Annotated in this window: 21 protein-coding genes; 11 read left to right on the top strand and 10 right to left on the bottom strand. The window is 46.3% G+C overall.

Translation table 11 applies throughout. The annotated features are described in order from the left end of the window. Window positions 1-18: 18 nt before the first annotated feature. The 8 genes from MMG03_RS00715 to MMG03_RS00755 form a co-directional block, all read right to left on the bottom strand. A complete protein-coding gene (locus MMG03_RS00715; RefSeq protein WP_249505390.1) occupies window positions 19-1,191 on the bottom strand; it encodes a polysaccharide pyruvyl transferase family protein in 1,173 nt (390 codons plus the stop codon). After that, window positions 1,188-2,414, bottom strand: a complete 1,227-nt coding sequence (locus MMG03_RS00720) for a Coenzyme F420 hydrogenase/dehydrogenase, beta subunit C-terminal domain (protein ID WP_263859241.1) — start codon at window positions 2,412-2,414, stop codon at window positions 1,188-1,190. The genes MMG03_RS00715 and MMG03_RS00720 overlap by 4 nt, the downstream gene beginning before the upstream one ends. A 17-nt stretch (window positions 2,415-2,431) precedes the next feature. Continuing rightward, complete coding sequence (locus tag MMG03_RS00725; protein ID WP_249505392.1) at window positions 2,432-3,505, bottom strand: alanine--glyoxylate aminotransferase family protein; 1,074 nt, start codon at window positions 3,503-3,505, stop codon at window positions 2,432-2,434. Window positions 3,506-3,508: 3 nt separating this feature from the next. Then, entirely contained in the window at window positions 3,509-4,852 is a 1,344-nt protein-coding gene (locus MMG03_RS00730) for a Gfo/Idh/MocA family oxidoreductase (protein WP_346348693.1), read from the bottom strand. A gap of 441 nt (window positions 4,853-5,293) precedes the next feature. Then, window positions 5,294-6,361 carry a hypothetical protein gene (locus MMG03_RS00740; RefSeq protein ID WP_249505393.1) on the bottom strand — a complete coding sequence of 356 codons (1,068 nt, stop codon included), beginning with the start codon at window positions 6,359-6,361 and terminating at the stop codon, window positions 5,294-5,296. A gap of 26 nt (window positions 6,362-6,387) precedes the next feature. After that, window positions 6,388-6,642, bottom strand: coding sequence for a hypothetical protein (locus MMG03_RS00745; protein ID WP_249505394.1), 255 nt, complete (start codon window positions 6,640-6,642; stop codon window positions 6,388-6,390). A gap of 688 nt (window positions 6,643-7,330) precedes the next feature. Beyond that, window positions 7,331-7,852 (bottom strand): type IV pilin protein, encoded by a 522-nt coding sequence (locus MMG03_RS00750; protein WP_249505395.1) that lies wholly within the window; start codon window positions 7,850-7,852, stop codon window positions 7,331-7,333. A gap of 183 nt (window positions 7,853-8,035) precedes the next feature. Continuing rightward, entirely contained in the window at window positions 8,036-8,473 is a 438-nt protein-coding gene (locus MMG03_RS00755) for a hypothetical protein (RefSeq protein ID WP_249505396.1), read from the bottom strand. Between the two features lie 471 nt (window positions 8,474-8,944). On the opposite strand from MMG03_RS00755, the gene MMG03_RS00760 reads away from it, so the two are divergent. Genes MMG03_RS00760 through panB form a run of 3 tightly spaced genes read left to right on the top strand, consistent with a single transcriptional unit; the run spans window position 8,945 to window position 10,888 of the window. Further along, window positions 8,945-9,301 (top strand): histidine triad nucleotide-binding protein, encoded by a 357-nt coding sequence (locus MMG03_RS00760; RefSeq protein WP_073155514.1) that lies wholly within the window; start codon window positions 8,945-8,947, stop codon window positions 9,299-9,301. Window positions 9,302-9,323: 22 nt separating this feature from the next. Then, a complete protein-coding gene (gene recO / locus MMG03_RS00765; RefSeq protein ID WP_249505397.1) occupies window positions 9,324-10,166 on the top strand; it encodes a DNA repair protein RecO in 843 nt (280 codons plus the stop codon). Then, a complete protein-coding gene (panB, locus tag MMG03_RS00770) occupies window positions 10,166-10,888 on the top strand; it encodes a 3-methyl-2-oxobutanoate hydroxymethyltransferase (protein WP_249505398.1) in 723 nt (240 codons plus the stop codon). Before recO ends, panB begins: the two co-directional genes overlap by 1 nt. A gap of 101 nt (window positions 10,889-10,989) precedes the next feature. Here panB and MMG03_RS00775 read toward each other — a convergent pair whose 3' ends face one another. Continuing rightward, window positions 10,990-13,224, bottom strand: coding sequence for an OmpA family protein (locus MMG03_RS00775; RefSeq protein ID WP_249505399.1), 2,235 nt, complete (start codon window positions 13,222-13,224; stop codon window positions 10,990-10,992). A 141-nt stretch (window positions 13,225-13,365) separates the two neighbouring features. On the opposite strand from MMG03_RS00775, the gene MMG03_RS00780 reads away from it, so the two are divergent. The 5 genes from MMG03_RS00780 to MMG03_RS00800 all read left to right on the top strand — a co-directional run bounded on the left by MMG03_RS00780 (window position 13,366) and on the right by MMG03_RS00800 (window position 20,327). Continuing rightward, a complete protein-coding gene (locus MMG03_RS00780; protein WP_073155506.1) occupies window positions 13,366-14,499 on the top strand; it encodes a dTDP-glucose 4,6-dehydratase in 1,134 nt (377 codons plus the stop codon). 186 nt (window positions 14,500-14,685) lie between these two features. Then, window positions 14,686-17,088 carry a Tex family protein gene (locus MMG03_RS00785; protein WP_088658997.1) on the top strand — a complete coding sequence of 801 codons (2,403 nt, stop codon included), beginning with the start codon at window positions 14,686-14,688 and terminating at the stop codon, window positions 17,086-17,088. 237 nt (window positions 17,089-17,325) lie between these two features. After that, window positions 17,326-17,922, top strand: coding sequence for an AgmX/PglI C-terminal domain-containing protein (locus MMG03_RS00790; RefSeq protein ID WP_249505400.1), 597 nt, complete (start codon window positions 17,326-17,328; stop codon window positions 17,920-17,922). 120 nt (window positions 17,923-18,042) lie between these two features. Next, a complete protein-coding gene (locus MMG03_RS00795; RefSeq protein ID WP_073155497.1) occupies window positions 18,043-18,903 on the top strand; it encodes a TIGR02147 family protein in 861 nt (286 codons plus the stop codon). Beyond that, window positions 18,903-20,327, top strand: a complete 1,425-nt coding sequence (locus MMG03_RS00800; RefSeq protein WP_249505401.1) for a LamG-like jellyroll fold domain-containing protein — start codon at window positions 18,903-18,905, stop codon at window positions 20,325-20,327. The genes MMG03_RS00795 and MMG03_RS00800 overlap by 1 nt, the downstream gene beginning before the upstream one ends. 121 nt (window positions 20,328-20,448) lie before the next feature. On the opposite strand, the gene MMG03_RS00805 is transcribed toward MMG03_RS00800, so the two are convergent. Continuing rightward, window positions 20,449-20,652 carry a ferredoxin gene (locus MMG03_RS00805; protein ID WP_073155492.1) on the bottom strand — a complete coding sequence of 68 codons (204 nt, stop codon included), beginning with the start codon at window positions 20,650-20,652 and terminating at the stop codon, window positions 20,449-20,451. Between the two features lie 181 nt (window positions 20,653-20,833). Here MMG03_RS00805 and argB point away from each other — a divergent pair, with 181 nt between their 5' ends. The 3 genes from argB (at window position 20,834) to MMG03_RS00820 (ending at window position 24,222) form a co-directional block, all read left to right on the top strand. Further along, a complete protein-coding gene (argB, locus tag MMG03_RS00810) occupies window positions 20,834-21,625 on the top strand; it encodes an acetylglutamate kinase (protein WP_249505402.1) in 792 nt (263 codons plus the stop codon). 101 nt (window positions 21,626-21,726) lie between these two features. Continuing rightward, on the top strand, window positions 21,727-22,920 hold the full coding sequence (locus MMG03_RS00815; protein ID WP_249505403.1) for an aspartate aminotransferase family protein: 1,194 nt from the start codon (window positions 21,727-21,729) through the stop codon (window positions 22,918-22,920). Window positions 22,921-23,358: 438 nt separating this feature from the next. Next, on the top strand, window positions 23,359-24,222 hold the full coding sequence (locus tag MMG03_RS00820; protein WP_249505404.1) for a hypothetical protein: 864 nt from the start codon (window positions 23,359-23,361) through the stop codon (window positions 24,220-24,222). The last annotated feature ends 253 nt before the right edge of the window (window positions 24,223-24,475 follow it).

Consider the following 24,475-nt stretch of genomic DNA (forward strand, 5'->3'; position numbering starts at 1 on the left):
AGCGAATTTAAATTCAAACTACATTATGGAGTTGATAGCTTGCTGCAATAAATTCATTGATTTTTGTCGGTGATATTCTATAATAGAATTCACAGGTGCGTAATCAATATCATAATTTGTTAGTGGTAGCGTATCAAATTCCCAAACAATCCTGTTGTTCAGGTGGCAAATTTTGGAAAGCGAAAGCATCCTGCTGTTTTCTTCATCGCATTTGTCTAGATACAAGTAAAAGTTTTTATTGAAAATTATTGAGAAAAGCATCGCGTGGTAACTGTTTGTTATTATACATTTCGCATTATGTATTAGCCAAAGGAAATCTTCTGGAGACACTTCATATAGTTGTATTGCATTGGGATAGACTGAGGCTTTGGGAGGACAAAATGATCTTTTTAAAATGACCATTCTGCAATTATTTTTTTTTGCAAATTTATCAGCTTGATTATATATTTGATATGAATAGTTTAACGAATATACAAGAATGAAATTTTCATGTATAAGTTCGTCATGGCTGATTAAAGTTTGGTATTCTTCTTTTGAGAGAAGTAGTGTTGGGTCCAAGACGCATTCTGCGTCATTTCTTCCCAAAGTCTTGCATAATTCAACTCCGTTCTCTTCTCTAACAAGCAACTTGTCAAAACGATTTATTCGATGTTGATAATTGTTGAATTGTTTTTGGGGAATAGTTTTTAATCCAAAACTAGCTGCATATGAAAGACCTTTTCCGTTGAAATAATCTAGCATATAAATGTCCTGGCAAGGGACCTTAATCCCATTCCAAACTTGATCACTACCGACAAGAATTGCAGAATACTTGTTGAGTACGCCATTTCGGATGTCAGTGCAAGTATATTTTTTCCTTGAGTAAGGGATTTTTCTGATTAGGCTAGAAAATTTTTTTATTCGTTTAGCTTCTTCTTCAGAGTGATCCTTCTTTTTAATTAACCAATCTTCAATTCTCCACTTTATGAGATAAAATATTTTTTTGATGGATTTCGTTTTATAGTAAGAAACGCAATTTATTAGCAATTTTTTTTTGTTAACGACTTTTTCTGACCAAATACCTTCTATATTGATGACTTCAAAAGGTAGACTGCTGGGCTTGATTTTTTCAATAGCTTTGCAAAGAGCGTAAGATTGTAGTCGTGTTCCGTAATTGAAAAATACCAAGGTAAGAATTCCGAGTTTCTTCATTGTTGTATTCTCCCTAATATTTTACAAATCTTACGTAATTTCTTTTCTCCCAATGAGAGCAAAATGCAAAAATAAATTTTTCTACTAAGTCGTAAAGGGAAGAACTTCTGTTGAGTTTCATGCCATGTGTGCTGTTTAAGATATTTTTTTGCAGCATCGTTGTTTATTGGTTTGTGACTACTTCTTAATCCGCCGTTGGTTGAAAATTCTTGCCAAGATCTTTCTGTTGTTTCAATTTTTTTTGAACAATCTTTGAGTAATTTTTCACCCTGATTTGTGTTTACAATGATTGCCGAAATACCTTTTGTGTAGTTCTTTTCATTAAAAGGAATCTTGTTACCAATTCTCCAAAAGTCAGCTAGCGTAATGTCTGCATAGTAACCCTGATGGTTGCTTTTGAAATTACAGTCATAACAAGATTCTCTCATGAAGTACTCCTTAAAAAAGGCGTTATAGTACTCATTTTCATCAAGAACCTTTCTAAGCACTTTCCCGTTTTCCAGGGTGAGCTTTAACTGGAAAAGTCCTGATCTCCAACCTCGATCTTTTGTTCTAAAATTACAATCAATAACTTTTGATCCGCTTTTCGTTTCTATTTCCTTTAGGTAGGATCTAAAACTCTCTGGAGATGGTACTCCTTGGCATAAAATATCCAAGAGGTAAAGTTTTTCGTAATTTTTATTGAGAAAATGCTTGAGCCCCGCAATTTGGCAAGGTGTTCCGCAATACAATACAGTTCTTCCTTCCTTCAAAAATTTTTCCGTTTGGCGAAAAGTGTCGTTTACATCGCTTTGCACATACTTGGATCTTCGAATGAGGTCTAAATTATCCTGGCGTTCAATTGCTTTATGCTTGAGAGACATGTTTTCGTCCCAGGCGGCGCCAAAAACGATGCCACCAATGGATAAAATATGTTCTGCGAAAGCTGTGAAAATTCCTCCGGAAGAACTTTGCTCGCGTATGCCAACAGATTTATTCCATGCTGCAAGACATGTTTGGATTTTTTCATGGCAGTTTCCCTTTAACGCCTTTAGGTTCAGCACGGGGCACGCGTTCAGGCACAATCCACACGCTTTACAAAGATCTTTGTTTATGGTTGGATATGCAAATCCATCTATATCTTTTATGGATATGGCTTTGTTTTGACACTTTTGTTTGCAAGCCATACATCCAGTGCATTTGGACTGTTCACATAAGCGAATATTTGCAGGGGTGTGCTCCATGACGTTTTCCCGAGAAGCTAGATGTGTCTTTTTTGAAGTAGATTTCTAAATGCTTTTATGAGTTTATCATAGTCTTCTGTGGTTAATGCTCCGATATGGCCAACTCTAAAAACTGAATCCTTTAAAAATCCTCCATTAGGACATATCCAAATGCCGTATTCTTCTTTTAGTTTTAGAAAAATATCATATGCGGATGCGGTTGTTGGGTGGAGAGGAGTCACTGCATTGGATAACGATTCTGAAACGATTTCGAGGGGCAGATTCTTTATTTTTTCACGAAAATAAGTTGCCAATGCTTTTGTTCGTTCAATTTCTGCTTCAACGCCGCCATTTGCGTCAATTACCAAAAGCCGGGCATGGATTTGACGAAGAATTCCTACAGCAGGCGTCCATGGGGTCTGGCCTCGTTCTGCATTTTTGAGTGCTATTTTTAAGTCTAAATATTGACATTTGCATTTTGTTTCTTCGATGCGCTTTTGTGCCTTAGGAGAAAGAATCATGATGGATATTCCTGGGGGACATGCGAGAGCTTTCTGAGAACCCGTAATCATGATGTCCGCTTCAAGTTTTTCCATATGGAATGGATCTGCTAAGAATGTGCTAATGCAGTCAACGATTAGGAACAATCCGTTTCTCTTGCAAAAGTCACTAATAAGGTCCATATCATAATGGACTCCAGTGGATGTTTCGTGTTTATTGACGATAAAGGTTGTGTATCCCTTTCCTTCATATTCAGCAAGGTGCTCTGCTTTTAGGGCTTTCCCAACATCAAGTTTTATTTCTGAAAAAGGAATGTCATGTAAATCGCAGAGCTCTACAAATCGCTGACCAAAACTGCCTCCATTTACAACGAGGGCTCTATCATTTGGTGTCAAGGTATTCATGATTGCTGCTTCCATACTGGCGGAACCGGACCCTGTTATGAAAACAACCCGAGATTCTTCTGAGGCATAAGCAAATTTCTTGATCATTCGCTCGTTCTCAAACATTATGTTTGAGAACTCTTCTGTTCTAAAATAGGGAACCTGTTCTGCTCCTATTTCAAGAATACTTTGACTTGATTGTACGGGACCTACGGTAAAGTTAATCATATCTTAAATCTCGATAAAATTCTTTTTTTCATAAAAAGCTTGCATGATTCTTGCCATGCAAATGCTTTCTTTTCGATTTAGTTTTGTGGACGTAGGACGTTTGTTGTAAATACTACCGATGAATTCCTGAATTTCGTAGCGTAGCCCAAATCCGTCCCATTTGTAGAAGAATTTCTTTGTGTCATTTTGATTTTCGTATCGAAGTTCAAAATAATCAGTTTTCCACCAGGGGGCAGGAACGTAGGCGTAACCCTTTGTGCCAGAAATGACTAAACTTCCTTCTGTTTTTACCCCTAGACCAACCTTAAACGAACACACTGCGTTGGGGTAGAGAATGACTCCTTTCGTGTGCATGTCTACGTTTTTTTCCATTTTAGAATAGAAATTTAGACTCTTAAATTCTGGTCCCAATAACTTCAAAATCGGAAGTAAAGGATAGGAACCTTGTTCAAACATTGCTCCACCAGCTTGATTTACATCAAACTCGCGACCGCTTTTATCAAGTAACTGAGATAAGGAAGCTTCAATATCAACCACCTCTCCTATAAGACCAGATTTGATCATTACGATAAGGTGGTTGAATGCAGGACAGTGTGCAGTTTTGTTTGCTTCAACTAGAACTAGATTCCTTTCTTCAGCAATGTTATAAAGTTCATTTGCCTGCAGTTCGTTTAAAACCATCGGAGTTTCGCAAAGAACGTGTTTGCCCGCGAGAAGTGATTTTTTTATACAATCGTAATGTGAGAGATGGGGTGTTGCAATATAAACTGCATCAACATGGCTGTAGAAATCGTTTAAATTTTCGTAAGCCTTAACACCAATGTTCTTTTTTTCAAAATCGCAACATACTGCGTAATCTTGATCGTAGGCGGCAGTGATGGAAATTCCACTTACAACTTTAGCTTCAAAAGGAAAACGGCTGGCGACTCGTCCACATCCGATAATGCCTATATTGACGTTATATTGCGTTTCTGCTCTTAGTTGTGTTGAGGATATTCCTTCCGTGCGAGGAAGGTATATTACCTGGCAAAATTCGTTTAGGTAATCAAATTGTCCTTCCCAATCGGATCCTATTGCAAAAATATCAACATTGTATTTTAAAACATCTTCAATTTTTTGACCTACGTAATCTTCAATAATGATTTTGTCTGCAAGTCCTGTAGCCTTTACTGCTTCAACTCTTTCTAAAACATTATTGCGTACGTTTAGTTTGCCACGATCCTTATCAAAGCTATCGTTTGTGACTCCAACGATTAGATAGTCACCGAGTTCTTTTGCTTTTTGCAAAAGATTTATGTGTCCTTGGTGCAGAAGGTCAAATGTTCCGTATGTAATAACCTTTTTCATGTATATGAATATAAAAAAAAGAAAAATTACTAAAATTAGATATGAGTGATTTTAGGCTGCTAAAATGGCTTATTTTGAGACAATTGGATGAATATTGTATTTTATTAATGAAAAGATTTGAATTCAAAAAATATAATTCAAATTACATATCTTATCCACTAAGGTGGTGAATATGGAGAAATTTACAATGATATCTTTGATATTCTTCAGAAACATCACAAACATTCATGACTTACCTTCATCACTTTTAACAAACTGATAAGTTGCCTTGTTTCATTTTCTGAAAAAATATTTACGCGAGACAACATTTCTTCAAGGTGTTCAACAATAGAATCTAATTCAGCAGAAGTCTTGTTCTTCAGGGGTAATTTTATTAACTGTTTTCAGAGGAAAAGACTAAAAAGGCTGTTCTATAGTCTAGTAGAAAATAGTCAAATATTTTTATTTAGCAAATTCATCGTAAAAAAGACTATCTACGAAAGCTGTACGATATTTCCATACGGCCTTCTCAATTGCCGAAGCAGACTCGGTGGGTTTAGAATTCCACCAAAAACTGTCATGGAGGCGACCAAGAACTTGTTTCCAATAACGCTCAAAATTTACTCGTTTATCGCTATTTGCAAGATAACTCATGTTTTCTATGCCAAAGTCCTTCAAAAGATTCTTTTCATTTTTAGAATCAATGCAAACAAAAAAATCAGGTCTTTTCATTGTCAACAAGCGTGTTGCAATTGCCAACCCAATCCCTGTCGAATATTCAAGAATCTTACTTACGAAATCATTATAATGTTTCTTGGTAATCGCGCCTTCTAAGGGGATGCAATCTAAAGCCAAAGAAATGCACCTATCGTTGTTTTTTATTATAGGTTTAAGATCTTTTGCAGCTTGCATACTGCCAAAAAATTTCGTATCACTCTTTTGGGGTAAACCGGCCTTTTTAAATAATTCACTGTTCTGTCCCGCAATAAAGCGCCGAGCATCCAAATTTAATTCTGAAAAATGATCACAACTTCTAAAAAGTGCTTGCGAATATTCAAGAACTTTTAACCTACGTTCAATCCAAGGACCATGTTCATTATCAGCTTCTTCATTTTTTACAGTATCGTAAAACTTTTCCCACGTAAGACTCACTGATTTCATTTCATATGTTGGCCTGATTTTATCCAAACATTTATCATTAGGCAAACCAAAATCTCCAGATACTTTCTGCAACCTTGCCTGATTCTTTTTACAAAAAACCTTGTATTGTTCAAGACTTTTCTTATTAAATAATTTGCCCTGACAATAAGAATTATGAATCAACTCCAAAGCTTGCCCAACAATTTCATCAGATGTTGAAAGATCATCAATGTAGACACAGGCCTCTGTATTCCTTGAAAAAGCAGCATTCGTAAAATTAGCACTACCAACAATCAAACGAAACTTGATTTTTTTTCTTGAGTCAAAAGTGGTTTTGTTATCATCGGCAGCTTGCCAGAGCACATAATCAACTTTGCCATCTTTTAGCACATAGGTTTCTACGCCGAATGTTATCTTTATGTCATCATTGTATTTTTGACTGCATTCTTCGGCAAAATTTTGTATGGCGGAATTTCAAAGGTGCCGTTTCCGATTTTCCAGAAAGCCTTGTAATCAGTTTCTCCTTCGTCTCCGACTTTTGAGTTGGTGATATTCAAAGGGACAATAATCAGTTCATCCGAGGTTCCGTATTTTATTTGCAATCCTTCGTAATTGAGAAATTGGATTGTCCTGAGAGGTGTTTTCGTCTTTGTATTTTCTTTTCTTGACATGAAAGTTTCTTTTGGCTAGTGGATGAGTCTTGCTGAAAAGATAACTTAACGTCATTGCTTTTTTTTCAGAAATTTATTATTTTAGGAGATAAGGCTTCTTGAAATAACCTTTAGTGGTTGGCCGCAGACATACTTAACATATTGACGGATTACCTGCAATTTATTTGGCATTAGTAGCAAATAAATGCGGGTGATTGTAAGTTTCATTTATAACAAGAGGGTATGTCTATATGGCTACTTATCGACTAATTGTAAGATTACAGCGAAATCACGACGAAAAACGAAAGATCATCAATACCGTTCTAAGAAGGAATTGCTTGGAATGCTTCTTTTGCGGTGCCTACTATGAATTTCATGCAAATTCTAATCCGAAGAAGATTGCGGAATCTGTTATGGACACTTTGGATTCTGATGAGTTGGTTTCTTTGGAACCCTTAGATAAAAGTTCTTCGATTGGCTGGTTTTGCGAGTTCGGTGCAAATGGTTGTGTTTGCGTGTCTTGACGCCCCAAAAAAGAAAACATTATAAGAGCGTATGTTGATATCAGCTACGATATGAAAGAAGCAATTTTTTGAAAGCAATGACAAAACCATAATAAAGGATATTTTTCGGCCTAAAGAGCTATGTCAAAAAAGGTCCACCTCGTAAAGAGATGAACCTTTTTCGAATTTGAACCAAATTCTAAGAATTAGTTTGCTGAAGCAGTATTGAGCCTCAAGAAGTTCGGGGTAAGAACATCGCAATTGCCATCTGCACCACCAGAAACAGCTGCTGCATAGAGAACCATACCACCAGAAGAGCCGTTAGCAGAAGTTGTCAAGCTCCAAACACTGTTTGCCTGGCAGTCATTCAGAGTGGCCTTGCTAGAAGCTGTCCAATAAGCCACATATGCAGCATATGTGGTGGTTGAGGTGTTTCCGTAACCTGTGGCATCATCGCAAGTTTGGGCACTTGCACTTACACCACAATAGTAGTAGTTAGAGGAATTCTTCATGACGTAACCAATCTGTTTCCAGTTACCAACATTGGTGCCCTTTTCAGCGACGTATGCGTCCTGCAACTTCACGTATTCACCGGCTGCGGGGCCGACTTCAGATGCCTTGGACTTTGCGATCATGCCGAACAGCTTAGGAACTGCAACAGCGGCCAAGATGCCCATGATAACGATCACGACCATCAATTCAATAAGGGTAAAACCTTGCTTCTTCATAGTGTACTCCTTGTTATTGTGACACATTCTTTTGAGATTCACAGCTCTTGAAGCGTTTGTGTTTCAGAGTGTTTACTCTCGTTTACATTGATAAATATACCTCAATTTTTTCGAAAGTCAATAGTTTTGTCAAACTTTTTTGCACTTTTGTCAAAGTTTTTTCACGTTTCTGTCATAGAATTGTCATGAAATTTTACTTTGTACCAAAAGAAGTCTTCCAAAACCGTCTAAATTTCTTAAAAAACGGGGGATTTCCTCAATTTTTTTGATGGACTTAAGTATACAAATATTTTTCATCTGTGTGAGGCATTCATAAAAAAAATGTGAGAAAAAGTTATTCTTATTTGGAATATTGTGAAGTTTTTCACACAATTCCCATTTTACGCTTTCGTTCAAAATGCACTCGATCCGATAAATAGCCCTCAAAAAGTTCCTTTTAAACCGCCCTATATCCTGCGAATTCGCATCAAAATATCTTTTAATTTCCATCGGCACGATCGATAGCGCATCAAAATATCTTTTGATTGACTTTGTATCCGACAAAAGCGAATTAAAAGTTCTTTTAATCCACTTTGCATCCGTCAAAAGGGCTTTAAAAGTTCCTTTAATCGGCATCGGCACGATAAATACCGCCTAAAAATTTCTTTTGATTCGCCCTGCATCCGACAAAAGCGGGTTAAAAGTTCTTTCAACCGGCATCTGCATGATAAATACCGCTTGAAAAGTTCTTTTGATCTGCCTTGCATCCTGCGAATCCGCATCAAAATATCTTTTAATCCCCTTCGGCACGATAAATAGCCCTCAAAAAGTTCCTTTTAAGCGCCTTGCATCGGATCAATCGAATTTCAGCAATTCCCGGCAAGGGCATAGCCATCGACACCATCCAGCACGCCACATTTTTGACCGCAATTGCTTTCGATAATAAACTGCATGAAAGTTCACCCAGGAACAAATCATCGGATTCCTTGTTATTCCCCCACTCCCTTCTTGATTTCACACCAAGGCAATAGTCCGAAATTAGACGAGATTCCGAAACAAGTTCGGAATGATGTTTTACAGGAGTCCTCCTTTATTTTCTATTATATAGTCACTATGAGTGAAAACTGCCTTTTTTGCAAGATTATCAAGGGTGAAATCCCTTCCAAGAAGATTTACGAAGATGACGATGTGTTCGCCTTCTACGATATCGCCCCCCAGGCACCGGTTCATTTCCTGGTGATTCCCAAGAAGCATATTTCCAGCATCATGGATATGCAGGCCGAAGACTGTGAACTGGTGGGTAAGCTTTTGTTCCAGGCTCAGCGTATCGCCAAGGAGCTTGGTCTCGAAGAATCCGGCGCACGTTTCGTGTTCAACTGCAAGGCTGACGCAGGCCAGACCGTTTTCCACATCCATCTGCATGTGGTTGGCGGTCAGGTGATGGGCTGGCCTCCGTTCCCGGCTAAGTAATAGGCAAGAGGCTTCTGCGCCCATGATCGTCAAGTCCCGGGCCATTGTGCTGCACCGGTTCCCTTATAGCGATTCCAGCTGGATCGTGAAGGCTTTAACCCAGGAATGCGGCGTGGTTTCGTTTATTGTAAAGGGAGGCAAACGCAAGGAGTCTCCTTTTAAGGGCGCTATGGATCCGTTGTCGCTGTGCGAGGTGGTTTTTAACCAGAATCCACAGAAGGCGGGTGGCGGGGACTTGCAGTTCATAAAGGAAGCGACGCTTCTTGACTGGCATGCGGGTTTAAGGGCGGACCTGATGAATCAGGCGGTGGCCCAGGTGATGACCGAGATTCTGCTGAGGTACGCTCCCCAGGGGGTGCCGCTGCAAGACGAGTTCGAACTGTTGGAACAGGCGCTTAGGGACTTGAATTCTGGCGAAGGCTCCAACGGCGCCGCGACGGAATCGCGGGAAGAACTGCAGCCGCGAAGGGTGCCTTCGGATGAGGTTTTTGCGCGGTGGCTGCTGGATACTTGCGACTTGTGGGGTTACCACCTGGATCTGGATGTCTGCAGCCGTTGCGAACGCCCTCTAGAAGAGCCGGCGGCGGACTTTCATCCTGAAACGGGCGGCTTGGTTTGCAAGGCCTGCCTGGGCGTGGATTCTGCCAGGGCCAAGCCCGAAACTTTGCTGGGTTTATGGAAGCTTAGGGGCGGAACTTACCCCAACTCCCCTGCCCTATCTTTAAAGTCTGCTGGGTTCGCCCGCGTATTCGTAGAAAATGCGCTCCTGGCCTACCTGCGGAATCATATCGGTTTCTTAAAAGAGATTCATTCACTAACGTATTTACAGGAGATTCGGAAATTATGCTCAGTCCAGTCGACATAATGGCAAAGAAAGCCCGTGGTGAAAAGGTTTCAATGATTACGTCTTACGACTACGCTTTCGCGCAAATGGCGGAGGCTGCAGGCGTAGACCAGATTCTTGTTGGCGATAGTCTGGCCAACACCATGTTAGGTTATAAGAAAACCAGCGAGATCGGTATGGCCGAGATGCTGATTTTCGTGGCGGCGGTTTGCCGTGGCGCACCCAACACCCATGTGGTAGCCGACATGCCTTATTTAAGCGACAAGGATCCGCAAACGGCTTATGACAACGCCCGTCGATTCCTGGATCTTGGGGCCGCTTCGGTAAAGCTGGAAGGTACGCCCGAAGGCGTGATTGAATTTTTGCGCGCCCACGATGTTCCGGTGTGTGCCCATCACGGTTTGCTGCCCCAGACGGCAGCCAACTTCAAGCAGAAGGGTCAGACTGACGAAGAGGCGGCAGCCATCGTGAAGGCAGCCAAGTTCACCGACGAGCTGGGCTGTTTCGAAATGGTGCTGGAGCATATTCCCGAAGCCTTGGGTACGGCTATCACTCAGCAGGTGAAGGGCGTTACCATCGGCATTGGCGGCGGCAAGTTTACCGACGGACAGGTGCTGGTGATGCACGACGCCCTGGGCATGCACAATCGCAAGAATCCTCCCTTCGCCCCGAAGTTCGTAGACATGTACACGCTGGGTGTAGAAGGCTTCAAGAAATACATTGACAGTGTGAACGGCAAGTAAGGCCGTCAAACGATTTTGTAACAAAGCAAAAAGCCCCGCTTTTAAAGCGAGGCTTTTCTGCTATTTAGCCGACCCCGAGAGTCTCGGGGTGAACAGCCAGATTACTTTTTCTTGCCCTTCTTAGCAGGCTTCTTTGCGGACTTCTTGGAAGCCTTAGCAGCCTTCTTGGACTTTGCGGGCTTTTCGGCAGCAGGAGCTTCTGCGGCAGGAGCGGCAGCAGGTTCTGCAGGAGCGGCTTCAGCAGCCGGAGCAGGAGCTGCAGGCTGAGCTGCGGGTGCCGGAGCGGCAGCGGGCTGAGCAGCCGGAGTCATTGCGGGTGCCGGAGCGGCTTCAGTCTTCTTGGGCTGCTTTACGTGAGAAGCAAACACAACGCGGTTGTTCTTCGGGTTGCTCTTGGCCTTCTTCTTACCCTTCTTGTCGGTCTTGGGGAGAACCAGGAGCTGAGTATCACCGAAAGCGGCGGCACGAACGTGCTTAGAGGGAACGCCCTTCTTAACCAGGTAGTCTACAACGGCGTCTGCACGCTTCTGAGACATATCCTTGTTCTTTTCAGAAGTTTTCTGGTCATCGGCGTGGCCCTGGATTTCAATGCGCAGGTTATCACGGTGGAGCATGATGCCAGCCAGCTGATCGAGAGCCTTGGTTGCACCCTTATTGAACTTGGCGGTCCCCTTCTTGAAGGTCACCAAAGACTGGAGGTATTCCAGGTCTTCATTCTTGTTAGTGGGGCAGCCATCGCCGTCAACGGCAGCTTCGCTAATGGTCCTGGGGCACAGGTCCTGAGCGTTAACAACGCCGTCACCGTCGTCGTCGAATTCGCAGCCGTTTGCGTCAACCGGAGCAGCTTCGTTAGATCCCGGGCACTTATCCTGAGAATCAACAACGCCATCGCCATCGGTATCCACTTCGCAACCATCTGCACCGACCTTCAGGCCAGGCAGAGTACCCGGGCACTTGTCGACCATGTTGGGAACGCCGTCCTTGTCATCGTCGCCAGAGAGCTTGGCCAGGGAGTCATTGACTGCGGCGACAGAATCAAGTCTTGCTCTGTTCACGGAGTCCGCCACCATGTCAATCACCTTGATGGTGTCAACAGTGGTAATTGTGTCGATCTTGGCGACGGTATCGACCTTGGCAATGGTATCAACCTTGGCAATAGTATCGACCTTAGCAACAGTATCGATCTTGGTGGTAGTGTCGATGGTTGCCATGATAGAATCCACCTTCACCTTGGCCAGAGAATCGGCACGGACCTGGATCAGGGAGTCTACGTTAACTTCGGGCTTATCCACCTTGCTGCCAAAGCGCCAGACAAAGGAGAGAGAGCCAGAAACAATAGGAGTAGAGGAATACTTGTAGGTATAGACTTCACCATCGCCCACATCATTGCGAACGTCAAAGCCTTCCTTGCCCTTGAGATCCTTGTCAGCAGTAAAGTCCAGGTTCTTGAACATACGTCCGGCAATATCCACACCCAAAGCAATATCCATATTCTTGCCGGCATGGAAACGCACACCCGGTGTAATCAGGAGCGGATCAACCGTAGGATCAATGGGAGCTACGTCATCATCCAGGTGCATTTCGCCGGAGAGTTCCAGGAAGATGTCCAGGAGGCTGATGGGAGAAAAGTTAAAGCCGGTGCTATAGGAAAGAACATCAGACTCATTATGATCCACTACGCGGATATAGCTAGCCTGGGTATTCCAACGGAGAGGAGCACCAACGCTGTTAAAGTCAAAGGTGAAAACGAGACCACCACCAAAGGCAAAGTCACCTGCGGTGTAGGGCTTGGTATCGCGCTTGCTCAGGTACCAAGCGTGACGGGGACGTACACCGGCATCTTCGCTACCGGTGGGAGCATAGAGCTGACCCAGAATAGCGAGTTTGAACAGGGATTCGTCGTTACCGACAGCGCGAACCTTGAACCAGGCTTCCAAATCGCCCAGACCCGGAGAGCGCATATCGGAGTCGCTCAAGCGGTCTTCGTGGTCGCCAACGATATCCATGTTAAAAGGAAGGACAACACCCAAGTCCAGCCAATTGGTAAAACCCATGGCCAGATTTACATTTCCGGAAAGAGCTACAGCTTCGTCGTTAAGCACAAAACGGTCGCCGTTCTTGTCGTGCATTTCGCCACCGGCAGCCATGGACCAGCAGTCCAGAGATGCATTTCCGCCGAGACCGAACGACACATTCCATTGACCGAGGGTATTGGCACCAATCTGATGCAGACCATCCTGACCACCAGCCATACCGCTCTGTGCGGACGCCATACCGGCAGCCCCAAGCACAAGCAAGGAGCCCGCAAAAATTGAACGCAGTAAACTTGTCTTCATGTTTTCCACCTTAAATTTTTATTGATTGTAGCATAAAATTAACCTAAAAAATGGTTTTTGTCCAAACAGGCCGTCAAAATGTATAGGAAAATTGACAAAAGGTTGTCACAATAGACAATTCTCATTTTTATATTATAAGATATGAAGAATATTGTCATTACCGGCGGCGCAGGCTTTATCGGAAGCCATGTAGTACGCCTTTTCGTGAATAAGTACCCCGAATACAACATCATCAACCTGGACAAGTTGACTTACGCAGGCAATCTGGCCAACCTGAAGGACATCGAAGGCAAGCCTAACTACAAGTTCGTGAAGATGGATATCTGCGACTTCGACGCCTTCTACAAGCTGATGCAGGACGAAAAGATCGACGGTATTATTCACCTGGCAGCAGAAAGCCACGTGGACCGTTCCATCAAGGATCCGTTCACCTTCGCCCGCACAAACGTCATGGGCACCCTGGCTCTGCTCCAGGCCGCAAAGCTTTATTGGGAATCCCTGCCCGAAAAGTACGAGGGCAAGCGCTTCTACCATATTTCTACTGATGAAGTCTACGGTGCCCTCAAGATGAACCATCCGGAAGGTATCGAACCGCCGTTTACCACCACTGCCTCCAGCTCTGAACACCATCTGGCATACGGTGACGACTTCTTCTACGAAACCACCAAGTATACTCCCCATTCTCCGTATAGTGCATCCAAGGCTGGCTCCGACCATTTCGTCCGCGCCTTCCACGACACCTACGGCATGCCTACCATCGTGACCAACTGCTCCAACAACTATGGCCCCTACCAGTTCCCGGAAAAGTTGATCCCGCTGTTCATCAACAACATTCGTCACAAGAAGCCGCTGCCGGTTTACGGCAAGGGCGAAAATGTTCGCGACTGGCTCTTTGTCGAAGACCACGCCCGCGCTATCGACGTTATCTTCCACAATGGCAAGATTGCCGAAACTTATAATATCGGCGGTTTCAACGAATGGAAGAACATCGACATCATCAAGGTGGTCATCAAGACCGTGGACCGTCTGCTGGGCCGCGCCGAGGGCGAAGACCTTGACCTGATTACCTACGTCACCGACCGTCTTGGCCACGACGCCCGCTACGCCATTGATAGTAGTAAGTTGCAGCGCGAGCTCGGCTGGGAACCTTCCCTCCAGTTCGAGGAAGGTATCGAGAAGACCGTGAAGTGGTACTTGGACAACCAGGAATGGCTGGACAATATTACTAGCGGTGAATACGAAAAATATTACGAGAACATGTATAATAGAGTGTAAAGTGTAAAGGTTAAAGTGGAAAGACTTTAACCTTTAACCTTTAACCTAAAAATGACACTCCAGTGTCATTTTTTATTGTTATATTCTCCCTTACTCCCCTGATGGGAGCTGTTGTAAACCAGGGCCTAGGCCGAGACTCCTAGTTAAAGGCTGCCGGACCCTATAAATCAAACTGGAATTAGAATTATGGATTTTTCTGCTGTTATTGCTGAAGAACTGAACCTGGAAGTATGGCGTGTCTCCAAGGCACTTGAATTGATGGACCAGGGTGGTACCATCCCCTTTATCGCCCGCTACCGTAAAGACCAGACGGGCACCCTTAATGAAATTGAACTCCGCGACATCAGCCACCGTCGCGACTATCTGCAGGAACTGGTTGACCGCAAGGAAACCATCCTGAAGAGCATCGAAGAACAGGGCAAGCTTACACCGGAACTGAAGGCTCAGATCGAAGCCTGTAAGGACAAGACCCTGCTGGAAGATATTTACGCCCCCTACAAGCCCAAGAAGCGCACCCGCGCAACCATCGCAAAGGAACTGGGTCTTGAACCGTTGGCTCGCCTCATGTGGGCTCAGGAAGAAACCGGCAACACCGCCGAACAGATCGCCCTCATCTACCTGTCCGAAGAAAAGGGCCTGGCTGATCCCAAGGCTGCACTCAAGGGCGCTTGCGACATTCTGGCCGAAGAAGTTGCAGACAACACCGAATTCCGTCAGTACCTCCGTAGCAAGGTGGAAAAGACTGGCGTCATGATTTCCAAGGTGAAGAAGGACTTCGAAAAGGAAGAAACCAAGTTCAAGGACTACTACGACTTTAGCGAACAGGTGAGCAAGATTCCGTCTCACCGTATGCTGGCCCTGCGCCGCGGCGAAAAGGAAAAGGTGCTCCGCCTTTCCATCGAAGTTCCCAACGAAGAAATGGTTGGCTACCTGAAGGCAAACGTCATCAAGGGCAACACCACCTGGACCCCCTATCTTGAAGCTATGTGCCAGGATGCCTGGGACCGCCTGCTGGCACCCAGCATGGAAAGCGAAGTCCGCCTGCTTTTGAAGGACGCCGCCGAAGAAGAAGCCTTCAAGGTGTTCAGCAAGAACCTGCAGGACGTTCTGCTGGCTGCTCCCGCCGGCCACAAGGCAGTTCTCGCTCTCGACCCGGGTTTCCGTACTGGCTGTAAGGTTGCCGTACTTGACGAAAACGGCAAGTTCATGGACCACGGCATTATCAAGCCCCACGAACCCTGGAACGACAAGGCCGCCTCTGCAGTTTACCTCATGGGCCTTATCGACAAGTACAAGATTGACTTGATCGCTATCGGTAACGGTACCGCCAGCCGCGAAACCGACGCCTTCTGCGCCGAAATGGCCGCAAAGTTCAAGGGCAAGGTTCCGCCCCGCGTTATCGTTTCTGAAGCAGGTGCATCTGTCTATAGCGCAAGCATGATCGCTATCCAGGAATTCCCCAAGGAAGACGTTACTACCCGCGGCGCCATCTCTATCGGCCGCCGCCTGCAAGACCCGCTGGCAGAACTGGTGAAGGTTGACCCCCAGTCCATTGGCGTGGGCCAGTACCAGCACGACGTGAACCAGCGCGAACTGAAGAAGCGCCTGGACGAAGTGGTGGAATCCTGCGTGAACATGGTGGGTGTGGATGTGAACAGCGCTTCTGCCCCGCTGCTTTCTCACGTTGCAGGCCTCAGCAATACTCTTTCCGAAGCCATCGTCAAGCACCGCGAAGCTAACGGCGCCTACGCCAGCCGCGAAGACCTGAAGAAGGTGAAGGGCTTTGGCCCCAAGGCTTTCGAACAGGCCGCAGGCTTCATGCGCATCCCGGGTGCAGAAAACCCGCTGGACGATTCCGCAGTCCATCCCGAAAACTACGCCCTCATCGAAAAGATGGCCGAAAAGGCTGGCGTACCGGTGAAGGAACTGGTGGGCAATGCCGATGCAGTCAAGGCCATCAACCTTGAAGAATTCCTTTCCGACGAAGTGGGTAAGGAAACTCTGCAGGACATCATGCGCGAACTTCAGAAGCCCAGCCGCGACCCCCGTAAGGAATTCCGTTACGCAAAGTTCGACGACAAGATCAAGGAAATCAACGACCTAATTACCGGTAGCTGGATGGAAGGTGTGGTTACCAACGTGGCTAACTTCGGCGCCTTCGTTGACATTGGCGTTCACCAGGACGGCCTTGTACACGTTTCCGAAATCAGCGACAAGTTCGTGGAAGACGCAAAGACCGTTCTTACCGTGGGCGACGTGGTGAAGGTACGTGTTGTTGCCGTTGACGCCAAGCTGAAGCGTATCAGCCTTTCCATGAAGACCGAACAGGTTGATGGTGTGGCCGGTGCAGGCGTTAGCGGTCCTCGCGGCCAGCGCGTCGGTGGTCCCCGTGGTCAGGGCAATGGTCGTGGCGGCTTTGGCGGTCGCGACAACCAGAACCGCGGCAGCCTCCAGGGTCACGCTACCATCGCAGATCTCAAGGCAAAGATTGCAGGCAAGGGCACTCCGGGCCAGGGCAACCGCAACGCCCCCGCTCAGCCCGCCAAGGTCAACCCCCTCCTCAAGTCTATGATGAAAAAGATGAAATAGGTTATCAAGCGCAAGTGCTTGCACTTGCATTTGATAACCGCCACATCTAGCACTGCGAAGCTGTGCCAAGTTCAAATAGAGTCTAGTTCAAATAGCCGCAAGGCTGAGGTTGAAATTGAAAGTCCGGGAGTTTTGCTCCCGGGCTTTTATTTTGCCATTAAGTGAAATTTCTCACGTTCAATCTTGTCTTAAATATGTAAACTTGTTTTCACTATCTACACTTCCTATATTGTTGTAATGATGAATAAATTCGCTTTGAAATTCGCTTGTGGCCTAATCCTCATCACGGGACTCACCTTGCTGGTCCTGGCCATAACTGGAAATCATAAGAAACCCCGAAATATTGTTCGCGACTACTCTGTCGTACCTGAAGGCTTTGCGGAACAGCAGAAACTGGCCAACAGCAACTCTTCCGAATCCTTTACCGGTACAGTCATCATGCCCACCATCGACGAAATATCCGTCCACGGCAATATGGAAGGCGGCATGGCAGAAATCGAAAAGTTCATGAAGGACCGTACCAACGGCCTGAATTACATCTACAAGAAATTCCAGAAGCAGAACCCCGGCTTCGAAGGCAGCCTCTCCCTGGACGTTACGATCGACGTGTGTGGCGACGTAGTCGGCATGACCGAAATCGCCTCCACCACCGGCTACCCCAGATTCAATAACGAAGTCAAGAGTTCCCTCTCTAGGCAGAAGTACCCCAAGACGACCCAGGGGCACTACACCCTGTCATTCACCCTGAAGTTCGTGAACCAGGTTCCCGTTTCAGAAAAGGGCAATGTAAAGCCGTTGCCGCAGTCACCGGCGGATAGCGTTGCGGAAAATTGACGTAAGTTGTCAAAAACGTGTAAAACTTTTTATCAAAATTTAACGTTTTACACCCGACATTCCATAAAAATAACCGAAAAGAAAGATTTCAGCGTGTAAAATTTGCTTATTTTACGGTTCATGAGTATTGCTCTTGAACGTTTGTTTGACTACGACGACTTCCGCAAGTTCTTGCAAGATTACTTCGAGGAACAGAAAAAGATGCGGGCCGTTTTCTCCCATCGTTTTTTTGCGGCAAAGGCCGGCTTCAGTAGCAGCTCCTACTGCCTGAACGTGATTCGTGGCCGGTTCAACCTGACCCAAAAATCCATCGAGAAGATCGCCAAGGCCATGGAATTCGAGCCCCTGCAGAAGTCCTACTTCGAGGCGCTGGTGCAGTACAACCAGGCCCATCAGGTAGACGAACGCGAAAACGCCTGGGAACAGATCCTGCAAATCCGCAAGCAGCTGGAATTTTCCCACATCACCACCCGAGAGCAAGTCTATTTTTCAAAATGGTACTACCCCATCGTCAGGGAACTGGCCGTTTCTTCTAACTGGAACGGCGACTATATGACCTTGGCCCGCCTGGTGGAACCCCAGATTACCACGGAAGAGGCACGGGAAGCCATCAAGAACTTGCAGGAAATGGGGATAATCAGACAGGTTGACGCAGACAATGGAGAAGTCCGTTTCGAGGAAACCGCCCAGATGCTGGATGCCACCCGCATCCCACCCATGGCCCTGCGACAGATCCGCCGCGAATATATGCAGCACGCCATCGGCGCCGTGGAATCCAAGCCCAAGCAGGAACGATTCGCCGCATTCACCACGCTGGCCATGAGCGAAAGTTCCTACGACTACGCCGTCGAAGTTCTGGAAGAAGCCCGCAAGAAGATCATCACCCGCGCCGCCAACGACCCCAACGTGGAGCGAGTCTATGAAATGATGCTGGTAGCATTCCCCATGAGCAAGAAGGTTTCAAAGGAGGACAAGGTCTAATGAACATGCCGAATTTGAAATTCTTGCTGATTGGCGCTGCCATCGCCTCCTTCGTATTTAGCGTCACCGTACTTACCGGATGCTCCGATTCTAACGATGTAGCCGGCGGCGTTACCGACATTGGAAACTCCGTAGCTACAGGCATTGTCCTTGACGTGGCGGGAACCCCCGTGGCCCGCGCCCGTGTTGTAGCCTACTATGACAGCTGGCAACAAGATGGCATCGAGGATTCCGTAGAAACTGTAACCGACGCAGAGGGCAAGTTCGAACTGAACCTGGATGGCAACAAGGCCGCAGTATTGTTCGCCTCTGCCGGAGACAGCAGCGGTTTTGCAAAGCTGGTTCAACCCAAGATTAGCGCAAGATCCACTGAACAGCAGACTGTCACCATCGCCCAGCACAAGATTTACTCCGGCCAGATTGCCGACCGTAACACCGGCATAGTCCGCATCGTAGGCAGCAACGCCACCACCAAGCTGGACGCAGACGGTTACTTTATCTTCTACGACATGCCCTCTGGCGATATCACCCTGACCTACTCCGACACCAGCGCCGCCTCTGACAACGGTCAGTTGCAATCCCACCTGGAATTCAACACCTACGGCGAAAAGCAGATTTACGTATTGCCCAAGATGAACTTCTGGGAAGCAGACACAAGCTGGCTCACCGTAAGCAGGATGGAATACTATAGCGAAAAGGGGCACGACGGCATTATAATCGCCGCCCCGGAATCCGAAGATTGGACGCCCGCAAGTTCAGCAAGCGCCCCCGCATCTTCCGATAGCGCCATCAACTTACTCTTAACCATGGACGGCTCCGAATCCGTCTATGACAATGACACCACTCCCGCAACCAAGGTCGAATACGTCGAAGGCGTCTCGGGCAAGGCCATCCTGCTGAAGCCGGGCCAGTTCATTAGCCTGGATTCCCTGGACCCCACCGGCGGCAACTTCACCCTGTCGCTCTGGACCAAGTGGAACGGTACCAACGGAAAGCACCAGATCCTATTCAGCCAGCGCGCCTACTGGAGCGACAGTACCTCCAGATTCCAGTGGCACTTCGAACATTGCACCGGCTGGTTCACTGCCATGAAGAGCACCCCCGGCGATCCCTATGCCATCTACTTCGGCGACTCCTCCATCGTTCCCGTTGGCAAGTGGTCCCACCTGGCTTTGATTTCCAGGAACAAGAAAGTCAGCATGTATGTGAACGGCGAAGTCATGCACTTCAAGGATGAAAAAGGAGACGACTACACCGAGTGGAAGTTTGTTCCCAACAACCTAAAGCGCAAGGTTCCATTCCGTGTCGGCGGCGATGAAGTCAGCACCGAAACCTGGAACGGGGCAATTGACGAAGTCCTAATCGAGACCGTCGCCCACGACGCCAACTGGGTTAAGGAACAGTACAAGAAATACACCAAATAAAAAAACTCCCCCGAAAAAATTAAGGCGAGCCACAAGCCCGCCTTTTGCATCTAAAAAAAGAAATCCTCCCGCATTTAGGGGAGGAGTCCAGAGGAGGGCGCGAGCCCTCCTTTGCATCTCATTAAGCTTCTTCGAACTTAATCACGCCAGCGGGGCAGCCTGCAGCTGCGTCCTTGATAGCGTCTTCGTTAGCAGCGAGATCAGCGTCAGCCTTAACCTGCATCTTTTCGGGAACGGTGAAAACTGCATCGCAAGTAGCTTCGCAAGCACCGCAGGAAACGCATTCATCACTGGATTCGTCCAGCCAAACCTTAGTAATTGCCATAGTTATACCTCTTTGGGGTTGTTTGTAATTAAGTTTGGTTTAAATATAACAAAAAAAACATTGAGGGATGACAATGTTTTTCTAAATTTCCCACAACAGAATGAAGCCTGTGGCTTGCTATATATTGCGGGAGGTGCCCGCGACAGCCATATGCTTAAACTAAGTGAGGACATCACAAAAAATGAAAAAAGTGGTTGTTAAAATTGGTGGCAGCCTGGCTATTGACGAAGCCAAGTTGGCCGATTTTGTGGCAGCAGTTTCCAAGCTTCCGGCTATGGGCTGCCAGGTCGCCGTTGTGCACGGTGGTGGCAAGGACATTAACGAAAACATTTCCCTGCTGCGAGAACAGCCCACTTTTATCGATGGCCTCCGAGTAACTACACCCGGCATTATGAAAATGGTGGAGATGACCCTCTCCGGCCACGTGAATAAGAAGCTGGTCCGCATGCTTCTGAACAACGGCGTGAATTCCATCGGTCTTTCCGGTGTGGATGGCAAGCTGTTCGAAGTAGTCAAGAAGCAGGGCAAGGTTGACCTGGGTCTTGTGGGCGAAGTCAAGAAGGTGAACCAGAAGATCGTGGAAGACCTCTGGGCAGCCGGCTGGGTTCCTGTAGTTAGCCCCATTTCTTACGGTCCCGACGAAACTGGCGTAGGCGTCAGCTGGAACGTGAATGCCGACACTGCCGCAAGCGAACTGGCTGTGGCACTTCAGGCTGATCAGTTCGTGCTGGTGAGCGATGTGCCGGGCGTTCTCGATGGCGACAAGCAGGTGATTCCCGAACTTTCCGAAGCCGATGCTGAAAAGTTGATCGAAGACGGCGTTATTAGCGGCGGCATGATTCCTAAGGTCCGCGAAAGCTTCAAGTCCATCCGACGAGGACTGAAGAGCATTCATATCGTAGGCTGGAAGGATGCAGAATCCTTCATCAAGCAGATTAACGGCGAACACAACTACGGCACTATTCAGCGCTAGAAGTGATTAGTAAACAGTGGTTAGTAAACAGTGAAAATAAGGCGGCTGCGCCGCGATTATAAAACTAACCACCAATCACTAACCACTAAAGGAATATTAAAATGTCTTTTATTGAACAGGATAAGAACGTCATCGCCCCGCTGTATGGCAAGGCTGACATTGAAATTGTAAAGGGCGAAGGCTCTTACCTCATCGACTCCAAGGGCGACAAGTACCTGGACTTCGTTGCTGGTATTGCAGTGAACGCCCTGGGCCATCAGAACAAGGCCATCAAGGAAGCTGTGATGAAGCAGATGGATTGCTTCAACCACATCTCCAACCTTTATGTGAATATGCCCCAGGTTGAACTGGGCAAGAAGCTTCTGGAAATCACTGGTTTCGACAAGGCTTTCTTCTGCAACTCCGGTACCGAAGCTAACGAAGGTGCCATCAAGTTTGCTCGTAAGTATTTCGATCGCAAGGGTGAAGCCAACAGGCAGAAGATCATCACCTTCGTGAACAGTTTCCACGGCAGAACATTTGCCGCTCTTTCTGCAACCGGTCAGCCGGCTCTGCGCGAAGGCTTCGGCAACATGCCGAGCGACTTCGTACATGTAAAGTGGAATGACTGCGCTGCATTGAAGGCCGAAGTCAACAAGGACACCTGCGCCATCATGCTGGAATCTCTGGCAGCCGAAGGCGGCGTCATGACTCTGTCCGCAGAAATGGTTGAAACCATCAACAGCCTCCAGAAGGAATTCGGTGTGCTGGTGATCGTCGACGAAGTTCAGGCTGGTTGCGGCCGTCTCGGAACTTTCCTTGGCTTTGAAAAGTATGGTCTGAATCCTGACCTGGTGACTCTCGCTAAGGGTATCGGTGGCGGCCTCCCCCTGGGTGGCGTGCTGCTCCGTCAGAAGATTGCCGATGAACTGAAGGCCGGCGACCACGGTACCACTTTCGGTGGCAACCCCATCGCTTGCGCTGCAGGTCTCGCTGTAGTGAACCAGGTTGCAGAACCCGCTTTACTTCAGAATGTTGTGGATAGGGCTGTGCAGATCCGCGCCGCTCTGGCTGACATCAAGGCCAAGTACAGCTTCATCAAGGAAATTCGTGGTGAAGGCCTTATCGTCGGCCTCGCTCTGGACGAATCCATGCCGGTGGGTAACGTTGTGGCTGCAGCCCGCGCAGAAAAGCTCATGGTGCTCTCTGCCAAGGGTAACGTGCTCCGTATGCTTCCGCCGCTGAACATCAGCGCTGCCGAAGTGGACGAAGCCATGGCAAAGCTGGCAGCAGCATTCGCAAAGGTCGCTGGCTAATCCGCGCCTCGCGAATCAAATCGCCTCCCCTAAAAAAGGCGGTGGAAATTGACTAAATCAGGTCTTTTCCACCGCTTTTTTATTATGTTATATTAAATCACACCACAAAAATCAACCGTTCGCCAACCATATTGGGTGATTTAAGGACAAAATCACGTTCCAAAACACCTCTGCACCCCCTATTCTCGCCGCCAACCACAAACAAAATAAAGAAAAGGCAGTGGAAACCTCGCTAAAATAGCCGTTTCCACCGCCTTTTTTGCACACAGTCCAAGCTTTTCGCGCAGCCGCGCCTTATTTTCTATATTTTCATTCGCATTATTATACATTCCCTATCTGATTACTCAGATTTTTTATTATATCGTCCCCCTAAATTTTCGCTACAACCAGACTTTAGAATTCTGGTTTTCATCAAAAGCGTCATAACAAAGGATTATCATGGAAAATGTATTAATACATTTGTCCAAAGACAGAGTGCTGTCTTCACTTCAGAAAAGAGTTGAAGAACTTGACTCCGCAATAAGACAACTCGGGATTTGTTTAAAAAATTCTCCAACAGAAAAACTCAAGGTTTCACCACACAATGGAACATATCAGTATTATCTCATATCCTCAGAAACCGGTAAAAAAGGAAAATTCATTTCAAAAAAAGAATGGAACATTGCAGAACGAATCGCCCAACGCGATTACGATACCAAACTACTAGAGCAATTAATCAACCAACGAACGGCATTACAGACATGCATCGCTACATATCACCCAGAAATTGCTGAAACTTTTTGGTCTGAACAACATCCAGGACGTCAAAAGCTAACACAACCCAGAATCATTTCTGATGATGAATACGCCAATGAATGGCAACTTAAAGAATTCTGCGGTCGTCCTTTTGACAAGACGGATCATGAGCTAAAAACTGCTAGAGGTGAACGGGTCCGATCCAAGTCAGAAGTCATCATCGCAAACGCCCTAGATCATTTCAATGTGCCATATCGATATGAATTCCCGCATAAGTTGAAAATCACCCAACAATCTATCAAAGGAAAGTACAATTCAAAACGCATCAATATCTTTCCGGACTTCACCTGCCTCAACAAAAAAACTCGAAAAGAAATCATATGGGAACACTTCGGGTTAATTGATGACAGCTCCTATGCACAGACAATGGCCTTGAAGCTAGAGGAATATCAGCAGAATGGTTTCTTCCTTGGAGATAATTTCATCATGACCACAGAAACTAGTGAACATCCCTTAAGTTATGAAACCGTTGAAAAGCTTATCCGGCGATATCTATGCGAATCGTGAGATTGTAAGACGTTTTACCGCAAAAAAGGCGGTGGAAATTGACCAAATCAGGTCTTTTCCACCGCCTTTTTGTTACGTTATATTAAACTTGTGCCACGAAAACCAACCGTTCGCCAACCATATTGGGTGATTTAAGGACAAAATCACGTTCCAAAATACCTCTGCACCCCCCTATTCTCGCCGCCAACCACAAACAAAATAAAGAAAAGGCAGTGGAAACCTCGCTAAAATAGCCGTTTCCACCGCCTTTTTC

The sequence above is a fragment of the Fibrobacter sp. HC4 genome (assembly GCF_023373925.1).
In the GTDB taxonomy this organism is placed as follows: Bacteria; Fibrobacterota; Fibrobacteria; order Fibrobacterales; family Fibrobacteraceae; genus Fibrobacter.

Excerpts from the sequence above, each read along its gene's own strand:
- MMG03_RS00715 (WP_249505390.1), bottom strand. The coding sequence starts at position 1,191 with ATGAAGAAACTCGGAATTCTTACCTTGGTATTTTTCAATTACGGAACA.
- MMG03_RS00720 (WP_263859241.1), bottom strand. The coding sequence starts at position 2,414 with ATGGAGCACACCCCTGCAAATATTCGCTTATGTGAACAGTCCAAATGC.
- MMG03_RS00725 (WP_249505392.1), bottom strand. The coding sequence starts at position 3,505 with ATGATTAACTTTACCGTAGGTCCCGTACAATCAAGTCAAAGTATTCTT.
- MMG03_RS00730 (WP_346348693.1), bottom strand. The coding sequence starts at position 4,852 with ATGAAAAAGGTTATTACATACGGAACATTTGACCTTCTGCACCAAGGA.
- MMG03_RS00745 (WP_249505394.1), bottom strand. The coding sequence starts at position 6,642 with ATGTCAAGAAAAGAAAATACAAAGACGAAAACACCTCTCAGGACAATC.
- MMG03_RS00750 (WP_249505395.1), bottom strand. The coding sequence starts at position 7,852 with ATGAAGAAGCAAGGTTTTACCCTTATTGAATTGATGGTCGTGATCGTT.
- MMG03_RS00760 (WP_073155514.1), top strand. The coding sequence starts at position 8,945 with ATGAGTGAAAACTGCCTTTTTTGCAAGATTATCAAGGGTGAAATCCCT.
- recO (WP_249505397.1), top strand. The coding sequence starts at position 9,324 with ATGATCGTCAAGTCCCGGGCCATTGTGCTGCACCGGTTCCCTTATAGC.
- panB (WP_249505398.1), top strand. The coding sequence starts at position 10,166 with ATGGCAAAGAAAGCCCGTGGTGAAAAGGTTTCAATGATTACGTCTTAC.
- MMG03_RS00775 (WP_249505399.1), bottom strand. The coding sequence starts at position 13,224 with ATGAAGACAAGTTTACTGCGTTCAATTTTTGCGGGCTCCTTGCTTGTG.
- MMG03_RS00780 (WP_073155506.1), top strand. The coding sequence starts at position 13,366 with ATGAAGAATATTGTCATTACCGGCGGCGCAGGCTTTATCGGAAGCCAT.
- MMG03_RS00785 (WP_088658997.1), top strand. The coding sequence starts at position 14,686 with ATGGATTTTTCTGCTGTTATTGCTGAAGAACTGAACCTGGAAGTATGG.
- MMG03_RS00790 (WP_249505400.1), top strand. The coding sequence starts at position 17,326 with ATGATGAATAAATTCGCTTTGAAATTCGCTTGTGGCCTAATCCTCATC.
- MMG03_RS00795 (WP_073155497.1), top strand. The coding sequence starts at position 18,043 with ATGAGTATTGCTCTTGAACGTTTGTTTGACTACGACGACTTCCGCAAG.
- MMG03_RS00800 (WP_249505401.1), top strand. The coding sequence starts at position 18,903 with ATGAACATGCCGAATTTGAAATTCTTGCTGATTGGCGCTGCCATCGCC.
- MMG03_RS00805 (WP_073155492.1), bottom strand. The coding sequence starts at position 20,652 with ATGGCAATTACTAAGGTTTGGCTGGACGAATCCAGTGATGAATGCGTT.
- argB (WP_249505402.1), top strand. The coding sequence starts at position 20,834 with ATGAAAAAAGTGGTTGTTAAAATTGGTGGCAGCCTGGCTATTGACGAA.
- MMG03_RS00815 (WP_249505403.1), top strand. The coding sequence starts at position 21,727 with ATGTCTTTTATTGAACAGGATAAGAACGTCATCGCCCCGCTGTATGGC.
- MMG03_RS00820 (WP_249505404.1), top strand. The coding sequence starts at position 23,359 with ATGGAAAATGTATTAATACATTTGTCCAAAGACAGAGTGCTGTCTTCA.